Source organism: Enterobacter cloacae complex sp. P13B, assembly GCF_014895915.1.
In the GTDB taxonomy this organism is placed as follows: Bacteria; Pseudomonadota; Gammaproteobacteria; order Enterobacterales; family Enterobacteriaceae; genus Enterobacter; species Enterobacter bugandensis.
On sequence record NZ_JADBQN010000002.1, the window covers coordinates 122,572 to 140,054 of the forward strand.

A 17,483-nucleotide genomic window follows, 5' to 3' on the forward strand; every position below is an offset into this window, starting at 1 on the left:
GGGGCTTTTTATTATGTCTTTAACCGGAGTGATTCTTAGGGGCAAACACAATCGAAAATGTGACATTTATGTCCGGACATTTCGATAATAACATTCACTAACAGCATAGATATCTGAATTAACATTCACAGCTAATATCATTGCATTCTCAAATATGAAACGACAACTAGTGTCATCTAAATAACTTGTCTGATCCTGGGCCGGCACCTCTTTGCCGCTGATATATTGCTACTACATACGGAAATGAAGATATGAAATTCGATAAAATCGTCACCGGGCTACTCTTTGCCATTTTGTTTTTCAGCGTCGGTAATGCTGTCGCCAAAGCCAACGCGCTCTCCGATACTCAGGTTAAAAACGAAATTATTGCGGAGTCTATCGCTGATTATCCCGGCGTATGTGCTTGCCCTTTTAATCAGGCCCGAAATGGCAGTTCATGCGGGCGTCGCAGTGCATGGAGTAAGGCTGGTGGCTATTCCCCAATTTGTTACCAGAATGAAGTCACCGCTGAAATGATAAAAGAGTGGCGGGAACGTAACAGCTAACCGCTATAAGCAGAAAGCAAAACAGGCCCGTCGGGCCTGTTTGTTTATTTCACAACGCGCAGTGCGGGACGACCACCGCGCGGTGGCGGTTCATCATCGGGACCCTCGTCGTCGTCCTGACGATCGGGCTTGTCGCCATCAATCACAGACATTACCGGGTCGCTTTCGCGTTCATCGGATGCCTCATCGTCATTCAGGCTGGCAACCTCTTCATCATACGCCGCTTCCGGCTCGAACATGGTGCCTGCACCGTTTTCACGGGCGTAGATAGCCAGAACCGCAGCCAGCGGAACGGAAACCTGACGCGGCACGCCGCCGAAACGCGCATTAAAGCGCACTTCGTCGTTTGCCAGCTCCAGGTTACCCACTGCACGTGGCGCGATATTCAGTACAATCTGTCCGTCGCGTGCGTATTCCATTGGAACCTGCACGCCCGGCAACGTCACATCCACAACCAGGTGCGGCGTGAGCTGGTTATCCAGCAGCCATTCATAGAAGGCGCGCAGCAGATACGGACGGCGTGGGGTAAGTTGTGACATTTCCACAGTCATTAGCCTCGGCCGAGACGCATTTCACGTTCCGGTTCAGTTAAAGATGCCAGGAAAGAGTCGCGCTCAAATACGCGAGTCATATAGCCTTTCAGCTCTTTTGCGCCAGGGCCGCTGAACTCAACGCCCAGAATTGGCAGACGCCACAGCAGCGGGGCCAGATAGCAATCCACCAGGCTGAACTCGTCGCTCAGGAAGAACGGTTTCTGACCAAACACAGGGGCAATTGCCAGCAGCTCTTCACGCAGTTGCTTACGCGCAGCGTCAGCTTCAGAAGCGGAGCCGCTGGTAATGACGTTCATCAGCGAGTACCAGTCTTTTTCGATACGCTGCATGTACAGGCGGCTTTCACCACGTGCAACAGGGTAAACAGGCATCAGCGGCGGATGCGGGAAACGCTCATCCAGATATTCCATAATGATACGGGATTCCCACAGGGTCAGCTCGCGATCCACCAGCGTCGGTACGCTTTGGCTCGGGTTGAGATCGATCAGATCCTGAGGCGGGTTATCCTTTTCCACATGCTCGATCTCAAAACTGACACCCTTCTCGGCCAGCACGATACGAACCTGATGGCTATAAATGTCAGTAGGACCAGAAAACAGCGTCATTACCGAACGTTTGTTGGCAGCGACAGCCATGAAAACCTCCAGGTATATTCAGAATTTTTACTGCTACCAGCCCAACGGGGCCAGCCAGATGAAGTATCGCCCATCCCAGAGAAGACACATTGTTCAAGAATCGAACAAAAATCGAGTATTCACCGATATTTGGGCAGAAAATTGGATGATAGTTTACCAGATTTTGATGGCTTTGTGGTGAGGGGATGCCGGAAATGTGGAAAAAGAGAAGATATATGAAATGTTACTGTGGATAACCTGCGCATTATCCATAAAAAAACCCGCCGAAGCGGGTTTTTCGCCAATCGTTCTGCGTAAGCAGAATGGATTAACGTTTGGAGAACTGTGGACGACGACGTGCTTTACGCAGACCCACTTTCTTACGTTCAACCTGACGAGCGTCACGAGTAACGAAGCCAGCTTTACGCAGTTCAGAACGCAGGGATTCGTCGTACTCCATCAGAGCGCGGGTGATACCGTGACGGATCGCACCTGCCTGACCGGAGATACCACCACCTTTAACGGTGATGTACAGATCCAGTTTTTCTACCATATCAACCAGTTCCAGCGGCTGGCGAACTACCATGCGGGCAGTTTCGCGACCGAAGTACTGTTCCAGAGAACGCTGGTTGATTACGATTTTACCATTGCCCGGTTTGATGAAAACGCGAGCTGCGGAACTTTTGCGGCGACCAGTGCCGTAGTATTGATTTTCAGCCATTGCCTATAATCCCGATTAGATGTCAAGAACTTGCGGTTGCTGTGCCGCGTGGTTGTGCTCGTTGCCTGCGTAAACTTTCAGTTTACGGAACATAGCACGACCCAGCGGGCCTTTTGGCAGCATGCCTTTAACCGCGATTTCAATCACACGCTCAGGACGGCGGGCAATCATCTCTTCAAAGGTCGCTTCTTTGATACCACCGATGTGGCCGGTGTGGTGGTAGTACACTTTGTCAGTACGCTTGTTGCCGGTAACAGCAACTTTGTCAGCGTTCAGAACGATGATGTAATCACCGGTATCAACGTGCGGAGTGTATTCCGCTTTATGCTTACCGCGCAGGCGACGAGCCAGTTCAGTAGCCAGACGGCCCAGAGTTTTACCGGTCGCGTCAACAACATACCAGTCGCGCTGTACGGTTTCTGGTTTAGCTGTAAAAGTTTTCATTAAAAGCTTACCCAAATAATAAGTTACACGTTGGTGAACACCCAAACGTTTAGTCAGTTGAGGTTCACACGACAAAGTCCGGCAAACCTACCCCTTCGAATAGCACATGCCGACAGATAGAAAGTTTCGGGAAAAAAACCTTCTCGTAACGTGGGGTCGCAAGATTATAGAGAAGTTGAGGTCAAAGATCGACCCTTAAATGTGATTTGGAATGGGTTTTTCGGGGGGCGCGTTTGTGCGGTCTGGTGCCCTCACTCCCAGCCCCTCTCCCTGTGGGAGAGGGGAGCATTGATTAGGGCATATGCTCACGCTTGAGATACTCTTCGCTCTGCATCTCTTGCAGGCGCGAGAGGCAGCGCTGGAACTCAAACTTCAGCCGCTCGCCCTGGTAGACCTCATATAAAGGCACCTCGGCGCTGACGACAAGCTTGACGTGGCGCTCGTAAAACTCGTCCACCAGCGCAATGAAGCGCCGCGCTTCGCTCTCCATCAGCCGCGTCATCACCGGCACATCCAGCATCATCACGGTGTGGAACAGGCGCGAAAGCGCAATATAGTCATGCTGGCTGCGGGCATCCACGCAGAGCGTCGCAAAAGAGACCGCCAGCGTCTGGTTTTCTACGCCAAGGGTGGGTAACGGGCGATGGTTAATCTCCAGCGTCGGTGCGTTTTCGCGTTTTGCGCCCGCCAGCGCCAGCCAGAGTTTATCCATCTCGCGAGCGGTATCGGCGTTTAACGGCGAAAGCCACAGGTGCGCCTGCGTTAACGTGCGCAGACGATAATCGACACCGGCATCGACATTCATGATGTCGCAATGCTGTTTGATAGCATCAATGGCCGGCAGGAAACGCGCCCGCTGCAGGCCGTTGCGATAGAGTTCATCCGGCGGGATATTCGACGTGGCAACGAGCGTGATCCCGCGGGCAAACAGCGCTTTCATCAGCCCGCCTAACAGCATGGCGTCGGTAATGTCAGAAACAAAAAACTCATCGAAGCAGAGCACGTCCGTTTCCGCCTTGAACCTGTCAGCCACAATCTCCAGCGGATCGCTTTTGCCCTGCAGCGCTGTCAGCTCTTCATGCACCCGCAGCATAAAGCGATGGAAGTGGAGGCGCTGTTTACGCTCCCCCGGCAGGCTGAGATAAAACAGATCCATCAGCCAGGTTTTTCCGCGACCGACGCCGCCCCACATATATAAACCGCGCACCGGAGCCTGAGCCTGCGGCGCTTTTTTGCCGAGCAGTCGGCCAAACGCCGCTTTGAGCCCACCACTCTGTTCTACTTCAGCAGGTTTTGCCGTGAGCGCCTGATAAATCATCTCCAGACGGTTTACCGCCTCACGTTGAACGTCATCAGGCTGATGAGTACCCTCATTCAGGGCCAGTTGATATCGCGATGCAGGGGACAGGATTTGCATAATCTTATTGTTATTCCTTCAATTAATGCTCATCAGCAGGCGTGACTGATGAAAAAAAGGCCGTTCTACACTACGCGATGATACGTCAGGATTCCACTTCTGCGGAAATAGCGGTTATAGTGGCATTATCAGGCACAGGCAGGAGCCGAGCCAACACCCTACGGAACAACAAGACAACGGGAGAAGTTCATGACCTGGGAATATGCGCTAATCGGTTTAGTCGTCGGCATCGTGATCGGTGCTGTGGCCATGCGTTTCGGCAACCGCAAATTGCGTCAGCAGCAGTCACTGCAGTACGAACTGGAAAAGAATAAAGCAGAGCTGGAAGAGTATCGCGAAGAGCTGGTCAGCCACTTTGCCCGTAGCGCTGAGCTGCTGGACAACATGGCGACCGACTACCGTCAGCTGTATCAGCATATGGCGAAAAGCTCCAGCAGCCTGCTGCCGGAAATGACCGCGGAGACTAACCCGTTCCGCAACCGTCTGGCCGACTCAGAAGCGGGTAACGATCAGGCTCCGGTTCAGATGCCACGCGACTACTCTGACGGCGCGTCCGGCCTGCTGCGCGGTGGCGCAAAACGCGATTAATCGCACAACATAAATATATTTTACGGGCGCATCTCTTGCGCCCGTCCTTTCCTCCCGTCCCCAGCTATTATTTAGTCAAACACCTCATTGTTCAGCGGTATAAAATTCAATAACATCATCATGATTTTGGGCCGTTCTTCTTTCATTCCAGGATACGAGAGTCAGCATCAATGAAGAAAAAAAACCAGCTGTTGAGCGCTATAGCGTTAAGTGTCGGGTTATCTCTCTCGGCGTCCTTCCCTGCCGGTGCGGCGCTGCCTTCGCAGGTGCCGGGACAGGCAGCCACTCCCAGCCTCGCGCCAATGCTGGAAAAAGTGTTGCCCGCGGTCGTGAGCGTTCAGGTAGAAGGCACGGCGGTTCAAAGCCAGCGCGTACCGGAAGAACTGAAAAAATATTTTGGCGATGAGTCCCCCAACCAGCAGGCCCAGCCTTTTGAAGGCCTGGGCTCTGGTGTCATCATTGATGCGGCTAAAGGCTATATTCTGACCAACAATCATGTCATCAGCCAGGCCGATAAAATCAGCGTCCAGCTGAACGATGGCCGCGAATTTGATGCCAAACTGATTGGCGGCGATGACCAAAGCGACATCGCGCTATTGCAGGTGCAGAACCCGAGCAACCTGACCCAGATTGCCATTGCGGATTCCGACAAGCTGCGCGTCGGTGATTTTGCCGTCGCCGTGGGCAATCCCTTTGGTTTAGGTCAAACCGCCACCTCCGGCATAGTCTCGGCGCTGGGACGCAGTGGCCTGAATCTGGAAGGTCTGGAAAACTTCATCCAGACCGATGCCTCAATCAACCGGGGCAACTCCGGCGGGGCATTACTCAACCTTAACGGCGAGTTGATTGGCATTAACACGGCAATTCTGGCTCCGGGCGGCGGCAGCATTGGGATTGGCTTTGCGATCCCGAGCAATATGGCTAAAACGCTGGCGCAGCAGCTAATCCAGTTCGGCGAAGTCAAACGTGGACTGCTGGGTATTAAAGGCATGGAGATGAGCGCGGATATCGCGAAAGCGTTCAATATCAACGTGCAGCGCGGTGCGTTTGTCAGTGAAGTGCTGCCAAACTCCGGTTCGGCAAAAGCAGGCATTAAATCGGGTGATGTGATCGTCAGCCTTAACGACAAGCCGCTGAGCAGCTTTGCGGAACTGCGTTCGCGTATCGCCACTACCGAACCGGGGGCCAAAGTGAAGCTGGGCCTGATCCGTGACGGTAAGCCGCTGAATGTCGAAGTGACGCTGGATAAAAGCACCTCGTCCTCTGCCAGCGCGGAGCTTATCGCCCCGGCGCTGCAGGGGGCAACGCTAAGCGATGGGCAGTTGAAAGACGGTACGAAAGGCATTCGCCTGGACACCGTCGAGAAGAGCAGCCCTGCCGCGCAGGCCGGATTGCATCAGGAAGATGTCATCATTGGCGTGAACCGCAATCGCGTGCAGTCCATTGCCGAACTGCGCAAGGTGCTGGAGAGCAAACCGGCGGTCATTGCCCTGCAGGTCATGCGCGGCAATGAGTCTATCTACATTCTGTTGCGCTAAGCATTTGCGATCCCGGACATCACCGCTGCGTGTGATGTCCGGATAACTCATGTTATGCTGCAAATCGTTCCTTTTTTCACGACACGCGCATCATGCTTTTAAAGCTCTTACGTTCCATTGTCATCGGTTTGATTGTCGCTGGCCTGCTGCTGCTGGCGATGCCGTCTTTGCGTCAGTTTAACAAGCTGTCTGCCCCCCAGTTCGACAGCACGGATGAAACGCCGGCGACCTATAACCAGGCCGTTCGCCGTGCCGCCCCTGCCGTGGTTAACGTTTATAACCGCGGCCTCAACAGTTCAGCACATAACCAGCTTGAGATCCGCACCCTTGGCTCCGGGGTGATTATGGACGAGCGCGGCTACATTATTACGAACAAACACGTGATCAACGATGCCGACCAGATCATCGTCGCCCTGCAGGATGGCCGCGTGTTTGAGGCGTTGCTTGTGGGTTCAGACAGCCTGACCGATCTGGCCGTGCTGAAGATTAACGCCACGGGCGGATTGCCGGTCATTCCGATCAACCGTAAACGTACGCCGCACATCGGCGATGTGGTGCTGGCGATCGGTAACCCGTACAACCTGGGCCAGACCATCACGCAGGGAATTATCAGCGCGACCGGTCGAATCGGCCTCAACCCGTCAGGACGGCAGAACTTCCTGCAGACGGATGCGTCAATCAACCACGGCAACTCCGGCGGCGCGCTGGTCAACTCGCTGGGCGAATTGATGGGCATCAACACCCTCTCGTTCGATAAAAGCAACGACGGCGAGACGCCGGAAGGGATCGGCTTTGCTATTCCGTTCCAGCTGGCGACCAAGATTATGGATAAGCTGATCCGCGACGGACGCGTGATCCGCGGCTATATCGGTATCGGCGGGCGCGAAATTGCGCCAATGCATACTCAGGGCGGCGGTATCGACCAGATTCAGGGCATCGTCGTCAACGAGGTGGCACCGGGTGGCCCGGCGGCTAACGCGGGGATTCAGGTTAATGATGTCATCGTGTCGGTCAACGGCACGCCGGCAGTCTCGGCCCTGGAGACGATGGACCAGGTGGCCGAAATTCGCCCTGGCTCGATCATCCCTGTGGAAATCATGCGCAACGATAAGAAAATGACGCTGCACGTGACGATTCAGGAATACCCGGCAACAAATTAGCCCCATAAAAAAACCGAAGCACTTACTGGCTTCGGTTTTTTTGCCGGGTGGCGCTAACGCTTACCCGGCCTACGGGAGACACTTCGTTTTACTTGTTAACGAACTCTTCACCCAGAGTGATATCTTTCTTCAGCGTGTCCAGCATGCCTTCCATCGCGTTTTGCTCAAATGCGCTCAGCGTACCGATAGGCTTACGCTCTTCAATACCGTTTTTGCCCAGCAGCAGCGGCTGAGAGAAGAAGCGGGCATGTTCGCCGTCGCCTTCAACGTAAGCGCATTCAACAACGCCTTTCTCGCCCTGCAGGGCGCGAACCAGTGACAGACCGAAACGTGCAGCCGCCTGGCCCATAGACAGGGTTGCAGAACCGCCACCCGCCTTCGCTTCCACCACTTCGGTGCCCGCGTTCTGGATTCGTTTGGTCAGGTCAGCCACTTCCTGCTCGGTGAAGCTCACGCCCGGGATCTGCGACAGCAGAGGCAGAATAGTCACGCCAGAGTGGCCGCCGATAACCGGCACTTCCACTTCTGTTGGCTGTTTGCCTTTCAGCTCAGCAACGAAGGTGTTGGAACGGATGATATCCAGCGTGGTCACGCCGAACAGTTTGTTTTTGTCGTACACACCCGCTTTCTTCAGCACTTCGGCTGCGATAGCAACGGTGGTGTTCACCGGGTTAGTGATGATACCGATGCATGCTTTCGGGCACACTTCAGCGATCTGCTGCACCAGGTTTTTCACGATGCCCGCGTTGACGTTGAACAGGTCTGAACGATCCATGCCTGGCTTACGCGCCACGCCTGCAGAAATCAGGACCACGTCAGCACCCTGCAGCGCAGGACGCGCATCTTCACCGGAGAAGCCTTTGATTTTTACAGCGGTCGGGATGTGGCTCAGGTCAACCGCCACGCCTGGGGTTACCGGAGCAATATCGTACAGGGAGAGTTCTGAGCCTGAAGGCAGTTGGGTTTTCAGTAGTAGGGCAAGCGCCTGGCCGATACCACCAGCAGCGCCGAGGACTGCGACTTTCATCCTAAACTCCTTATTATGGTTAACTTAAGTATCTGTAAATCCGTTGCCGCGACCTTAAATCAGCATGTCTTTAATTACAATTTTCGAAGCTAAAGAATTTGAGGTCACACGACTTTATCTCTCACCAGAAAGCTATCTGACGACAGATGGCAACGAATTAAGAGGTGGTTACAATACACCCTGCCACGCCACCAAAACAACATCATTTTGATAACATTTAATTTACTTTTAAGCTTATTTGCGCGGCGTGACCCAGGCATGTTTTCTGATAACGAAATCTGATAAAATCACTCCCTTTCATAACATTATTTCAGCCTGCCGTTGAGCAGATAATTTGCATAAAAATTCATCCACATGCATAATAATGTTGTTTCTTTCGTCATATTCCGGGTGACTTATGCGAAGCTCGTCTAAGCAAGAAGAATTGGTAAAAGCGTTTAAGGCGCTACTTAAAGAAGAGAAATTCAGTTCTCAGGGAGAAATTGTTCAGGCGCTGCAGGAACAAGGCTTCGATAACATCAACCAGTCGAAAGTCTCCCGCATGTTAACCAAGTTTGGCGCGGTGCGTACCCGCAACGCCAAGATGGAGATGGTCTATTGCCTGCCGGCTGAACTTGGCGTGCCGACCACCTCCAGCCCGCTCAAGAATTTGGTTCTGGATATCGACTATAACGACGCCGTTGTGGTCATCCACACAAGCCCGGGTGCCGCGCAGCTGATTGCCCGCATGCTGGACTCGTTAGGTAAAACAGAGGGTATTCTTGGCACCATTGCCGGTGATGACACCATCTTTACCACCCCGGCTAGCGGTTTCTCCGTGAAGGATCTCCACGAAGCGATTCTGGTTCTGTTCGAACAGGAACTGTAATGCGCTTTCCCCGTAGCGCCGCTGCGGGGATCATTCTGCTCTCGCATCATTTCCCCCTTTATTTCACTACCCTTGCTTTGACGATTAGTGCTTTTTACCACTCATTAACATTCATCCAGTGAATAGCAATCCCGCAAATCGCACAAAAAACCAAAAAGCATTATCCCTATGATTTTCTTATAAATAGCAACACAAATTGCTCATAAAACACCCAACATTATGCAATTAGGTTATAAAAAAAAGCGTGTTTAACACGTAATAACAAGAGAAACCATTAGTCTGGTATTAATTTTTTACGTTATTAGTGTATACTTGATTTTGTGATGAGGGTCACGAAACAAGACCCCACTAAAAAATTCGACGAGGTAAGAATCATGAAAATCAAAACTACTGTAGCGGCGCTGAGCGTCCTGTCTGTCCTGTCCTTCGGTGCTTTCGCGGCTGACGCTATTAATGCTGACCAGGCGCAATCCCGTGAGGCAATCGGTACGGTTTCTGTCGGCGCTGTTGGCACGTCTCCAATGGACATGCATGAGATGCTGAACAAAAAAGCGGAAGAAAAAGGTGCGTCATCCTATCGCATTATCGAAGCGCGTTCCGGTGACCACTGGCACGCCACCGCCGAGCTGTACAAATAAGTTTAAGTAATCACTGAAGACATAACTCTCCACTCAACGGCACCAGGCATAAAAATAGCAGTTCAACCCTTCTCGCCGTTGAGCAAAAAACCTATTCAGGAGTAAAGACTATGAAAACCAAATTGATCATCGCAACCCTGGGTCTGGCATCCGCTCTCTCTTTCGGCGCAAGCGCAGCCGTACAGCAAGTGAATGCCGATCAGGCACAAAATCTGCAGCCAATGGGCAGCGTCTCCGTGACGTCAGTCACCGGCTCCCCGATGGACATTCGTCAGGAACTTGCCGCCAAAGCTGAAAAAGCAGGCGCCAGCAGCTATCGCGTCACCGAACTGAATCAGGGTGACCACTGGCACGCCACGGCTGAACTGTATAAATAAACCCTCGTCGTATCTCATCATACGACTTGCCCCTGGCCTCGTGGTCAGGGGCTTTTTTCATTTAATGCCGCGCGTTAAAGCGAAGCTGTCCTTCAAGCTCTTCCTCCGCTTCATCGAAGAGTAATATCAGCGCGCCGAAACGTCTGCGCAGCTTATCGGGCAGATGGATAAACTCAATCTCCAGCGGTAGCGGCAGCATGCTGCCGGTGACCACGTCCCACAGCGTATCCAGATTGGTCACGCTTTCCCGTTCAAGATCAAACGCCCGGATAAATTCCCGATAAAAGTCTTCCTGACTGTCGATTTCGTCAAAATCAAAAGTATAGGTTTTCATTGCCAGCCACCCAGTCCAGGCGGGCGGCAGATGCCGCCCAGTCTATTATAATCCCCCGATATGCAGGGTTTTAACTTCCAGATACTCTTCCAGCCCCAGCACGGATCCCTCACGTCCAAGACCGGACTCTTTTACGCCGCCGAAAGGCCCCAGCTCGGTGGAAACGGCGCACTCGTTAATGCCAATCATCCCGCTCTCGATGGCCTGTGAAACACGGAAAACCCGGGAAAGGTTTTGGGTGTAGAAGTAAGCTGCCAGCCCGTAAGGCGTGTTATTCGCACGCTGGATAACTTCATCTTCCGAGGTGAAGCGGAAACACGCCGCAACCGGACCAAACGTCTCTTCTTCTGCCAGCTTCATGCCTTCGTGACAGTCGCCCAGCACGGTTGGCATCCAGAAATTACCGCCCAGCGGATGGGGTTTGCCGCCCGCCAGCACGGTCGCCCCTCGTGTGACAGCATCTTCAACATGCTCACGGACCTTGTCGACCGCGGCGGATTCAATCAGCGGCCCGACGACGACGCCGTCCTCAAGGCCATTCCCCACCTTAAGGGCATTAACCGCATCTGCGAGCTTATTCACAAACTTGTCGTAGACGGTTTCCTGAATGTAGAAGCGGTTCACGCTGACGCAGACTTGCCCGGCATTGCGGAATTTATTGGCGATCGCGCCTTTTACCGCAGCCTCGATGTCGGCATCCTCAAAGACGATATACGGAGCATTTCCCCCCAGCTCCATCGAGACTTTTTTCATGGTTTCTGCGGCGTTGCGCACCAGCGTTTTGCCGACGGAGGTCGAACCGGTAAAGGAGATTTTACGCACGTCGTGGCTGGCCATGATCGCATCGCTGATTTCATGGGTATTTCCGGCCACCGCGTTGAGCACACCGTCGGGCACGCCCGCCTGTTTTGCCAGCGTCAGCAGCGCAAAGGCGCTGAGCGGCGTGTTATTGGCCGGTTTGATGACACCGGTACACCCGGCTGCCAGCGCCGGGCCCAGCTTGCGGGTGAGCATCGCCATCGGGAAGTTCCACGGCGTGATGGCCGCGACGACGCCGATGGGCTCACGGGTCGCCAGAATGCGCGAGCCGGGCTTGATTGGCGGAATAATTTCACCGTTCGCGCGCTTGGCCTCTTCGGCAAACCACTGGATAAAGCTGGCGGCATACTCCACTTCTCCTTCCGCCTCTTTCAGGGGCTTGCCCTGCTCGGTGGTCATTAACCGCCCGAGCCAGCTTTTATTTTCAATAATCAGTTCGTACCAGCGGTACAGAATCGCCGAACGCTCTTTCGCGGTTTTGGCACGCCATGCCGGGAAGGCTTTGGTGGCCGCTGCGATCGCTTCTTCGGTTTGCGCTTTACCCGCTTTCGCAACTTTAGCGATGACCTCACCGGTCGCGGGGTTCAGCACATCAAACGTTGTGTCCAGCGTTTTCCAGATGCCGTCGACCAGATAGCCGGTCTGAAAAAGGGTGTTGTCCTGAAGCGCCTGAGTCGTCATGTGTCCTCCCTTCCTGAATGTAAGTACGTGCTGGAATAAGTATAGCCACAAAAAAACCGGCGCTTTTGGCGTCGGTTTTTTTACTTCAGTCAGTTATCCGTGAGGGCATTCTGGTAGCGATGCAGCATAAACACCAGCCGCCCTACCGGCTCGGTCACCTGTGGCGGCGCTTGCCAGTGCTTGAGCTTTTCCTGATAAATATCCAGTTCTTCAAGCAGTTGGGTAAAGTAACGACGGCGTTTGTCGTCACTGCTGGCGGAAAGCACATGGTCGGCGGTACGACGCAGCTGACGGTGGAATGCCGAGAGATCGTCGTTGATCGGCACCGGCGCGTTGCGCAGACGCTGGTGCGCGATGATCATGGTTAACGCCAGGCGGAACTTCGCTATGTCGCCCGGGAATTTGTTCAGCAGTAAAAACAGCTGCTGGTAGAGCGCGGGCAGGTGGTTCTCTTTACGACGCGCGGTATTGGTAGTCATCGACGACACGGCAGCCGATACAAACTGGTTCAGCAATACGCGCCCTGTCCGCGCCTGCGAGTTATCCCGAACCAGCAGAATCACCATCATCGCAAGGAAGCAGCCCACCAGCTGACCCAGCGCGCTGTCGAGGAACTGGCTGAAGTGGAAGGTCATCGGGTTATCCAGCACGATGATGTTAATCGTACTCGCCAGCGCCCCCAGCGATCCCAGGCGGCGCTTTTGCACTTCAATGCCGATAAAGAACGCCATCACCGCCAGGCTAATACAGAGCAGCAGCATGCTCTGCTGCGTCGACGGGATGATGACCAGGAAATAGAGCGCGCCTATCGGCAGCGCGGCGATGGTGCCGTAGAGGAAATCAATGGCGACCATGCGCGGGTTAGGCAGACGCATCGCCAGTGCGGTCACGACGGCAATCATCACCATCGCGCCGCTGCCGGACGTCCAGCCCGTCCACAGCCAGAACAGCGTGCCGAGCATACAGGCAAGCGTGGTACGCCAGAAGTTGACCATCGCGTGATGGCGCTCGGCAGATTCCGCCTTGATCACCACTTCGCCCTGGAGCACCTCTTCTTCCGCCGCGCTGATTTTGGTGTTACCGATCACGCCGCGCTTAAGCAGCAGATAGCGCGTTGCGGCCCCAACCCAGGTGTAGATCGTCACCGGCGTCTCGCGCTCCCCGGTCCAGGCAATCACCCGGCGCATGCGCTTAAGCTGCTTATGCACGTCCTGTACGGTTTCCACCGGCTCGGCAAACAGCTCACGGAACGTATCGGTGACCACTTCCGGGCGGGTGTTCTGGATAAGATAGGTTTCGCACGCCTGGGTAATCAGCGTTAAGGAGACGGTATTCAGGGCTTTAAGGCGACGATTCGCCCGCGCCCAGCGAGACGACTCCATATTGAGGTTGCTGCGCATCCCTTCCAGCGCCTGCGTACGACGAACCAGCCCGCTCCAGGCTTTATCCACCTCTTCGCTGTCGCCGTGTTTAATGCACAGCTGCATCAGCTGGTACTGGGCAACGATCAGCGCGTCCAGCTCGCGATCCACCTCTTGCTTGATCGAGCGCGGGGAGAAAAGCAGGTCAGCCACAATCGCGCAGACAATACCAATCACAATCTCGCTGCAGCGCTCTACGGCAAACTGCGGCGCGAGCAGCGGTTCGCTTTGGATGGTGATGACAATGATCAGCGCGGTATAGCCTGCCAGCCCCCAGGCGTAGGAGTTCTCGACTTTTACCAGAGACGAGATCCAGGTGCAGAAGCCCGCCCAGATGCAGCAGACCATTAGCATCAGCAGCGGCGTGCGGATCATCAGAATAATAATGGTCAGCGCCGCGAAACAGCCGATAAACGTCCCGATGATACGTAGCATCCCGCGATAGCGGATCGCACCAGAGTAGGGTTCTCCACCCGCGGCGAAGGCAGGGCCCGCCGCGACAATCGCGGCGGTCAGCACCGCCCAGCGAGGGGTTTCAAGCTGGAAGTGGAAGCCAACGAACAGCGCCAGAACGATGGCGCACGCCAGCTTCACGGCGAAGCGAATGTGCTGGCTGGCGATGGAAAAGATACCCATGGCGATTAACCAAACTCGCGCAGGCGATGGGCAATTTTACGGAAGAGGGAGTCCTGGCTGGCATCCCGATCTTTTTCTCCGGTGATCACCACCGTCGCCGTGGTACCCGCTGGCCACAGGTTGCCCTGCTGCTCATCCAGATGAATACGTACCGGCACGCGCTGCGCCAGACGCACCCACTCCAGGTTAGAATCCACCGTCGCCATCCCTTTGGCATCGTTAGAGCTGCTGGAGTTGGTTACCCCTGCGGCGACGCTGTCGACGGTACCTTTAAAGACGCGGTTGCTGCCAAGCGGCGTGACTTCTGCGCGATATCCCGGACGAACGCCCTCCAGCTTGGTCTCTTCCATATAGGCGAGCACGTAGAAGGAGTTCTGTTTAACCAGCGCCACGGCGGTTGAGCCACGGGTGATAAACTCTCCGGCATAGACGTTCAGGTTGGTCACCCAGCCATCGGCCGGCGCGCGGATCACGGTACGCTCCAGGTCGAGCTTCGCCAGATCGCGCGTTGCCTGCGCTTTCGCTAACTGGTGCAGCACGGTTTGCAGCACGTTGTTGGACTGGTCAATCTCTTCGCGGGACATGGCCTGAACGCCAAGCTGGTTACGACGGCCTGCCTCACGGCGTTTCTCTGCGGCCAGCGCCTGGTAATAGGCCACGTCTGCTTCTGCTTCCTCCAGCGCCTTCTGGTAACGAGGCTGGTCGATGGTGAACAGGACCTGATCTTTCTTCACCAGCTGGTTATCGTGAACGTTAACCGCCGTGATAAGGCCGGCCACGTCGGGGGCAATTGCCACCACATCGGCGCTAAAGCGCGCGTCACGCGTCCACGGTGATTCGGTGTAATAAACCCAGGCGCGAAAAATAGCGATGAACGCGAGGATAACCAGCGCCATGGTAATGGCGGTGCGGGAGATTTTTCTTGTTAGCGTTTTCACATCAACCTCAGACAAACATGCGCGATATCAGGTAAAACAGGCAGCAATACAGCGCGGTATTGAACAATGCAGGGTGCCAGACGAAATCGTAGATCCCAGTCGGGACCAGCACCTTGCGCACCAGCCAGAAGATCGCCAGTGATAAAAGAAGCTCGAAAAATATCGGTGGGAACGACAGACCGAACACCACGATAACGGGAAACAGACTCATGTTGACCTTGATAAGAGAGAGTGCAGGCTTCAGAATTTTTTAGCGCACGCCATCGCAGGAGAGCTAGAAACGCAGGGCGAGAATGGCGCAGCCGTTATGTAATTAATAATATATTAACGTAACTGTTATGCTGTTATCTATCATATGTGATCTAAATCACTTTTAAGCCAGAGTGAACAATGGAACGTTTAAAACGCATGTCCGTCTTCGCCAAAGTGGTTGAACTCGGCTCATTTACCGCCGCTGCGCGCCAGCTTCAGATGAGCGTCTCATCCATCAGCCAGACGGTGTCCAAACTGGAAGATGAGCTTCAGGTTAAGCTGCTCAACCGCAGCACCCGCAGCATCGGGTTGACGGAAGCCGGTAAAATTTACTATCAGGGCTGTCGCCGCATGCTGCATGAAGTGCAGGATGTTCACGAACAACTCTATGCCTTTAACAACACGCCCATCGGCACGCTGCGTATAGGGTGTTCTTCAACTATGGCACAAAATGTTCTCGCTGCCATGACGGCGGACATGCTGAAAGAGTACCCTGGGCTTACCGTCAATCTGGTGACGGGCATCCCTGCCCCAGACCTGATCGCCGATGGATTAGACGTGGTGATCCGCGTTGGCGCGTTGCAGGACTCCAGCCTGTTCTCGCGTCGCCTCGGGAGCATGCCGATGGTGGTCTGTGCCTCGAAGAGCTATCTGGCGCAGTACGGTGTGCCGGAGAAACCTGCCGATCTCGCTAACCACTCCTGGCTGGAGTACAGCGTCCGCCCCGATAATGAATTTGAGCTGATTGCTCCGGAAGGGATCTCCACCAGGCTGCTGCCGGAAGGCCGGTTCGTCACCAACGATCCGATGACCATTTCGCGCTGGCTGGTGGCCGGCGCCGGGATCGCCTACGTGCCGCTGATGTGGGTGATCAATGAGATCAACAGCGGCGTGCTGGAGATCCTCTTCCCGCGCTATCAGTCCGATCCACGCCCGGTCTACGCCCTGTATACCGAGAAGGACAAGCTGCCGCTGAAGGTGCAGGTTTGTATTAACTATCTGACGGACTATTTTGTCGACGTAGCAGAGCTGTTTCAGGGTATGCGCGGTAGAAGAAAGGAATAAGAAATTAATTTCTGAAATATCCGCGCCATTAATATTTCAGGATGAAGCCGGCCTTCATCCAGGAATATTCTTTAGCTTCTATCAGGAATAGCGAATTGACACTGCCGCCGCCTGCCCTTTACCTTATAAAAAGTCTGGCATTCAGACTGTTATTATTTTGTTGCTGATTTGAATAATAAAATGTATTCCGCAGGATGACGTTAAACAAGGAAACGAAATGAATCTATTTGAACAAACACCGCCGTCACGCAGGCGCTACGGACTCGCCGCGTTCATTGGCTTAATTGCAGGAATTGTCTCCGCGTTTGTCAAATGGGGAGCCGAGGTACCACTCCCGCCACGCAGTCCCACCGATTTATTTACCGGCGCATGCGGCCCTGAGCAATTAATAAGAGCCGCAGGCCAGATAGATTGCTCCCGCAATTTTTTAAATCCACCCTATGTTTTTTTACGCGACTGGCTGGGCGTAGTTGATCCTAACGCAGCAGTTTATACCTTTGCCGGACATATATTTAACTGGGTCGGCGTAACGCATATTATTTTCTCAATCGTCTTCGCGGTTGGGTATTGTGTCGTTGCTGAAGTCTTCCCGAAAATTAAACTCTGGCAGGGTTTGCTGGCGGGTGCATTGGCACAGCTTTTTGTTCACATGCTCTCCTTCCCGCTGATGGGGCTGACGCCACCGCTGTTTGATCTGCCCTGGTATGAACACGTGTCAGAGATCGTGGGTCATCTGGTCTGGTTCTGGTCGATCGAAATCATTCGACGTGACTTGCGTAACCGCATTACTCACGAGCCGGATCCGGAGATCCCGCTGGGTAACTTACGTTAAAAAAATGGCGCTAC

Annotated in this window: 20 protein-coding genes; 9 read left to right on the forward strand and 11 right to left on the reverse strand. The window is 54.1% G+C overall.

The window, feature by feature from the left end; all coding sequences use genetic code 11:
- Positions 1–251 precede the first annotated feature (251 nt).
- Positions 252–545 carry a hypothetical protein gene (locus IM273_RS00880; RefSeq protein ID WP_063438551.1) on the forward strand — a complete coding sequence of 98 codons (294 nt, stop codon included), beginning with the start codon at positions 252–254 and terminating at the stop codon, positions 543–545.
- 44 nt (positions 546–589) lie between these two features.
- Here the strand turns inward: IM273_RS00880 and sspB are convergent, their stop codons facing one another.
- The 5 genes from sspB to zapE form a co-directional block, all read right to left on the reverse strand.
- On the reverse strand, positions 590–1,090 hold the full coding sequence (gene sspB / locus IM273_RS00885) for a ClpXP protease specificity-enhancing factor (RefSeq protein WP_028014588.1): 501 nt from the start codon (positions 1,088–1,090) through the stop codon (positions 590–592).
- 5 nt (positions 1,091–1,095) lie between these two features.
- Complete coding sequence (gene sspA / locus IM273_RS00890) at positions 1,096–1,734, reverse strand: stringent starvation protein SspA (protein ID WP_028014589.1); 639 nt, start codon at positions 1,732–1,734, stop codon at positions 1,096–1,098.
- A gap of 307 nt (positions 1,735–2,041) precedes the next feature.
- A complete protein-coding gene (gene rpsI / locus IM273_RS00895) occupies positions 2,042–2,434 on the reverse strand; it encodes a 30S ribosomal protein S9 (protein WP_000829818.1) in 393 nt (130 codons plus the stop codon).
- A 15-nt stretch (positions 2,435–2,449) separates the two neighbouring features.
- Positions 2,450–2,878, reverse strand: a complete 429-nt coding sequence (gene rplM, locus IM273_RS00900) for a 50S ribosomal protein L13 (protein ID WP_006178824.1) — start codon at positions 2,876–2,878, stop codon at positions 2,450–2,452.
- Between the two features lie 292 nt (positions 2,879–3,170).
- On the reverse strand, positions 3,171–4,295 hold the full coding sequence (zapE, locus tag IM273_RS00905) for a cell division protein ZapE (RefSeq protein ID WP_126300122.1): 1,125 nt from the start codon (positions 4,293–4,295) through the stop codon (positions 3,171–3,173).
- A 189-nt stretch (positions 4,296–4,484) separates the two neighbouring features.
- On the opposite strand from zapE, the gene zapG reads away from it, so the two are divergent.
- The 3 genes from zapG to degS all read left to right on the forward strand — a co-directional run bounded on the left by zapG (position 4,485) and on the right by degS (position 7,581).
- Entirely contained in the window at positions 4,485–4,883 is a 399-nt protein-coding gene (gene zapG, locus IM273_RS00910) for a Z-ring associated protein ZapG (RefSeq protein ID WP_010436126.1), read from the forward strand.
- Positions 4,884–5,053: 170 nt separating this feature from the next.
- The gene (gene degQ, locus IM273_RS00915) at positions 5,054–6,421 is read left to right on the forward strand and encodes a serine endoprotease DegQ (RefSeq protein ID WP_041907839.1); all 1,368 of its coding nucleotides are present in this window, start codon (positions 5,054–5,056) and stop codon (positions 6,419–6,421) included.
- A 92-nt stretch (positions 6,422–6,513) separates the two neighbouring features.
- Entirely contained in the window at positions 6,514–7,581 is a 1,068-nt protein-coding gene (gene degS, locus IM273_RS00920; protein WP_028014593.1) for an outer membrane-stress sensor serine endopeptidase DegS, read from the forward strand.
- Positions 7,582–7,669: 88 nt separating this feature from the next.
- Here the strand turns inward: degS and mdh are convergent, their stop codons facing one another.
- Positions 7,670–8,608 (reverse strand): malate dehydrogenase, encoded by a 939-nt coding sequence (gene mdh / locus IM273_RS00925; protein WP_028014594.1) that lies wholly within the window; start codon positions 8,606–8,608, stop codon positions 7,670–7,672.
- 397 nt (positions 8,609–9,005) lie between these two features.
- Between mdh and argR the strand changes: the two genes are divergently transcribed.
- The 3 genes from argR (at position 9,006) to yhcN (IM273_RS00940) (ending at position 10,491) form a co-directional block, all read left to right on the forward strand.
- The gene (argR, locus tag IM273_RS00930; RefSeq protein WP_008502836.1) at positions 9,006–9,476 is read left to right on the forward strand and encodes a transcriptional regulator ArgR; all 471 of its coding nucleotides are present in this window, start codon (positions 9,006–9,008) and stop codon (positions 9,474–9,476) included.
- Positions 9,477–9,850: 374 nt separating this feature from the next.
- Positions 9,851–10,114 (forward strand): peroxide/acid stress response protein YhcN, encoded by a 264-nt coding sequence (gene yhcN, locus IM273_RS00935; RefSeq protein ID WP_014885423.1) that lies wholly within the window; start codon positions 9,851–9,853, stop codon positions 10,112–10,114.
- Positions 10,115–10,224: 110 nt separating this feature from the next.
- On the forward strand, positions 10,225–10,491 hold the full coding sequence (yhcN, locus tag IM273_RS00940) for a peroxide/acid stress response protein YhcN (RefSeq protein WP_028014595.1): 267 nt from the start codon (positions 10,225–10,227) through the stop codon (positions 10,489–10,491).
- 61 nt (positions 10,492–10,552) lie between these two features.
- Here the strand turns inward: yhcN (IM273_RS00940) and IM273_RS00945 are convergent, their stop codons facing one another.
- The 5 genes from IM273_RS00945 to aaeX form a co-directional block, all read right to left on the reverse strand.
- Complete coding sequence (locus tag IM273_RS00945) at positions 10,553–10,825, reverse strand: barstar family protein (protein ID WP_028014596.1); 273 nt, start codon at positions 10,823–10,825, stop codon at positions 10,553–10,555.
- Between the two features lie 45 nt (positions 10,826–10,870).
- On the reverse strand, positions 10,871–12,325 hold the full coding sequence (locus IM273_RS00950) for an NAD-dependent succinate-semialdehyde dehydrogenase (RefSeq protein ID WP_028014597.1): 1,455 nt from the start codon (positions 12,323–12,325) through the stop codon (positions 10,871–10,873).
- An 89-nt stretch (positions 12,326–12,414) separates the two neighbouring features.
- Entirely contained in the window at positions 12,415–14,382 is a 1,968-nt protein-coding gene (gene aaeB, locus IM273_RS00955) for a p-hydroxybenzoic acid efflux pump subunit AaeB (protein ID WP_193050480.1), read from the reverse strand.
- A 5-nt stretch (positions 14,383–14,387) separates the two neighbouring features.
- Entirely contained in the window at positions 14,388–15,320 is a 933-nt protein-coding gene (aaeA, locus tag IM273_RS00960) for a p-hydroxybenzoic acid efflux pump subunit AaeA (protein ID WP_028014599.1), read from the reverse strand.
- A 7-nt stretch (positions 15,321–15,327) separates the two neighbouring features.
- Positions 15,328–15,531: a p-hydroxybenzoic acid efflux pump operon protein AaeX gene (aaeX, locus tag IM273_RS00965; protein ID WP_003860416.1), complete on the reverse strand. Its 204-nt coding sequence runs from the start codon at positions 15,529–15,531 to the stop codon at positions 15,328–15,330.
- A gap of 179 nt (positions 15,532–15,710) precedes the next feature.
- On the opposite strand from aaeX, the gene aaeR reads away from it, so the two are divergent.
- Both aaeR and IM273_RS00975 read left to right on the forward strand, forming a co-directional pair.
- Positions 15,711–16,637 carry an HTH-type transcriptional activator AaeR gene (aaeR, locus tag IM273_RS00970; protein ID WP_028014600.1) on the forward strand — a complete coding sequence of 309 codons (927 nt, stop codon included), beginning with the start codon at positions 15,711–15,713 and terminating at the stop codon, positions 16,635–16,637.
- Between the two features lie 217 nt (positions 16,638–16,854).
- Positions 16,855–17,469 (forward strand): YagU family protein, encoded by a 615-nt coding sequence (locus IM273_RS00975; protein ID WP_032644925.1) that lies wholly within the window; start codon positions 16,855–16,857, stop codon positions 17,467–17,469.
- The last annotated feature ends 14 nt before the right edge of the window (positions 17,470–17,483 follow it).

What these genes read in the sequence shown, in the direction of transcription:
- rpsI (WP_000829818.1), bottom strand. Translation starts at nt 2,434, where the DNA reads ATGGCTGAAAATCAATACTACGGCACTGGTCGCCGCAAAAGTTCCGCA.
- rplM (WP_006178824.1), bottom strand. Translation starts at nt 2,878, where the DNA reads ATGAAAACTTTTACAGCTAAACCAGAAACCGTACAGCGCGACTGGTAT.
- sspA (WP_028014589.1), bottom strand. Translation starts at nt 1,734, where the DNA reads ATGGCTGTCGCTGCCAACAAACGTTCGGTAATGACGCTGTTTTCTGGT.
- zapG (WP_010436126.1), top strand. Translation starts at nt 4,485, where the DNA reads ATGACCTGGGAATATGCGCTAATCGGTTTAGTCGTCGGCATCGTGATC.
- IM273_RS00950 (WP_028014597.1), bottom strand. Translation starts at nt 12,325, where the DNA reads ATGACGACTCAGGCGCTTCAGGACAACACCCTTTTTCAGACCGGCTAT.
- IM273_RS00945 (WP_028014596.1), bottom strand. Translation starts at nt 10,825, where the DNA reads ATGAAAACCTATACTTTTGATTTTGACGAAATCGACAGTCAGGAAGAC.
- aaeR (WP_028014600.1), top strand. Translation starts at nt 15,711, where the DNA reads ATGGAACGTTTAAAACGCATGTCCGTCTTCGCCAAAGTGGTTGAACTC.
- zapE (WP_126300122.1), bottom strand. Translation starts at nt 4,295, where the DNA reads ATGCAAATCCTGTCCCCTGCATCGCGATATCAACTGGCCCTGAATGAG.
- yhcN (WP_028014595.1), top strand. Translation starts at nt 10,225, where the DNA reads ATGAAAACCAAATTGATCATCGCAACCCTGGGTCTGGCATCCGCTCTC.
- yhcN (WP_014885423.1), top strand. Translation starts at nt 9,851, where the DNA reads ATGAAAATCAAAACTACTGTAGCGGCGCTGAGCGTCCTGTCTGTCCTG.
- argR (WP_008502836.1), top strand. Translation starts at nt 9,006, where the DNA reads ATGCGAAGCTCGTCTAAGCAAGAAGAATTGGTAAAAGCGTTTAAGGCG.
- mdh (WP_028014594.1), bottom strand. Translation starts at nt 8,608, where the DNA reads ATGAAAGTCGCAGTCCTCGGCGCTGCTGGTGGTATCGGCCAGGCGCTT.
- degQ (WP_041907839.1), top strand. Translation starts at nt 5,054, where the DNA reads ATGAAGAAAAAAAACCAGCTGTTGAGCGCTATAGCGTTAAGTGTCGGG.
- degS (WP_028014593.1), top strand. Translation starts at nt 6,514, where the DNA reads ATGCTTTTAAAGCTCTTACGTTCCATTGTCATCGGTTTGATTGTCGCT.
- aaeB (WP_193050480.1), bottom strand. Translation starts at nt 14,382, where the DNA reads ATGGGTATCTTTTCCATCGCCAGCCAGCACATTCGCTTCGCCGTGAAG.
- aaeX (WP_003860416.1), bottom strand. Translation starts at nt 15,531, where the DNA reads ATGAGTCTGTTTCCCGTTATCGTGGTGTTCGGTCTGTCGTTCCCACCG.
- IM273_RS00975 (WP_032644925.1), top strand. Translation starts at nt 16,855, where the DNA reads ATGAATCTATTTGAACAAACACCGCCGTCACGCAGGCGCTACGGACTC.
- IM273_RS00880 (WP_063438551.1), top strand. Translation starts at nt 252, where the DNA reads ATGAAATTCGATAAAATCGTCACCGGGCTACTCTTTGCCATTTTGTTT.